This is a genomic window from Actinomycetota bacterium (genome assembly GCA_030776725.1).
Taxonomy (GTDB): Bacteria; Actinomycetota; Nitriliruptoria; order Nitriliruptorales; family JAHWKO01; genus JAHWKW01.
Genome location: JALYHG010000148.1, coordinates 1 through 2037, shown reverse-complemented (window position 1 = coordinate 2037; position 2037 = coordinate 1). Strand labels below are relative to the sequence as shown.

Here is a 2037-nt window from a genome sequence, read left to right as displayed (position 1 = left end):
TGTCGCGGCCGGTCGCGGCCGGCGACGCGGTGCTGGTCGGCGCCGACTGGGGCGGCGACCCGGACGTGGAGGTGCACCTGCGCGTCCGGCGCGGTGAGCGCTGGGAGGAGTGGGTCGACCTGCACCTCCCGCACGACGAGCACGCACCCGATCCGGGGACGGCTGAGGCTGCGCGCGACGTGCGCACCGCAACCGACCCGGTCTGGATCGGGAAGGCTGACGCGCTGCAGCTGCGGGTGGCCGACGCCGCACCTGACGCGGTGACCCTGCACGCCGTGGAGATGCGGGGCGGCGACGGCATCGACTGGCTCCCCCCGGAGCTGCGAGGTCGCCCCGGCGCGGCGGTGGCCGCCCCGACCGAACCCACCATCGTCCCGCGCCGCTCGTGGGACCCACGCGACCAGTGCACGCCGAAGTCCCCGCCCGGGTACGCCGGCGACGTCCGCCTGGCGTACGTGCACCACACCGCATCGACCAACAGCTACAGCGCGTCGCAAGGCCCGGCGCAGATCCTGTCGTTCTGCCTGTACCACCGTGACGTCCGCGGCTGGGACGACATCGGGTACAACGCGCTCGTCGACCGGTACGGGACGATCTACGAGGGCCGTGCCGGGGGCTTGACCGAGCCGGTGATCGGCGCGCACGCGTCGGGGTTCAACGCCGGGTCGTTCGGGGTCGCCACCGTCGGCAACTTCGCCGAGATCCCCCCGCCCGACGCGCTGAAGGCCGCGCTGGTCCGCCTGCTGGCGTGGAAGCTGGACCTGCACCACGTCGACCCGCAAGGCGAGACCAAGGAGATCTCCGGCGGTGGCGCGACGAACAAGATCCCCGAGGACCGAGTGGTGACGCTCCCCACCATCCTCGGACACCGCGACACGGGGACGACCGACTGTCCCGGCGGGTACCTCTACCAGTACGTCAGCGGGCAGCTGCCGGCGGACGTCGCCGCCAGCGGGGCGCCCAAGCTGTACGGCGGGCCACGCGCCCGGGAGGAACAGCCGGTCATCGGAGAACGCCCACGGTGGGACGTCACCCTGTCGCAGTCGGCCGGGTGGGAGCTCGCGATCCGCGACGCGGACGGACGGCTGATCCGCGGCAGCCGCGGGACGGGGAGCAGCATCGAGCTGGCCTGGGACCTGCGCGACTTCACCGGCCGTGAGGTCGCGCCCGGCACCTACACCGCCCGGCTGTCCACCGCCGGCGCCACCCCGATCGAGACGACCTTCGCCGTCACCCCGGCGGTCGAGCGGCGCTACGCCTCCGAACGCATCGGGACGGCCGTGGCGCTGTCGCGGTGGGCGTTCGACCACCCCCAACGGGTGGAGGCAGGTTTCCCGATCACCCGGGACGTCGTGATCGCCTCGGCGGAGGTCTACGCCGACGCGCTGGTCGCCTCGCCGCTGGCGGGGTCGGTCGGCGCCCCGGTGCTGCTGACCGGCCGTGACACCCTCGACCCGTCGGTGGTGCAGGAGGTCAAGCGTCTGGGGGCCACGACGGCGTGGCTGGTGGGCGGCGAGGCGCGCCTGTCGAAGCAGATCGAGACCGATCTCGATCAGCGCACCGACGTGGGCACGGTCCGGCGGCTCGCTGGCCCCACCCGGTACCACACCGCCGGCCAGGTGGCTTGGGAGATCGTCAAACGCGAGAAGCCCTCCGAGGTGCTCCTCGCGCTCGGCGGCCACTCCGAGCCCAGCCGCGCCTTCCCGGACGCGTTGGCCGCCGGGGCGTTCGGCGCCGCTGAGGACCTGCCTGTCCTGCTCGTCCAGCAAGACAGTCTGCCCGAGCCCACCCGCTGGGCGCTCAGCCACCGCCCCGTTGGCGACCGCGCCGACCCGGGCGCGTGGGCCAAGACCGTCACCGTGTTCGGCGGGAGCAAGGCGGTCACCGACCAGGTCGCCGCCGAGGCGGTCCGGGTCGCCGGTGGCGCCACCCTCGAGCGTTTCGCGGGTGTGACCCGGTACCACACCGCCCAGCTCGCGGCTGACGACCTGCTCCGTCGCTGGGCGGAAGCACCCACCGATCCGAACTCGTACAGCA

The 2037-nt window shown here is 73.7% G+C and carries 1 protein-coding gene; it reads left to right on the top strand.

What is annotated here, in order from left to right; all coding sequences use genetic code 11:
* On the top strand, window positions 1-2037 hold a 2037-nt coding region (locus M3N57_07040), incomplete at both ends, for a cell wall-binding repeat-containing protein (protein MDP9022438.1).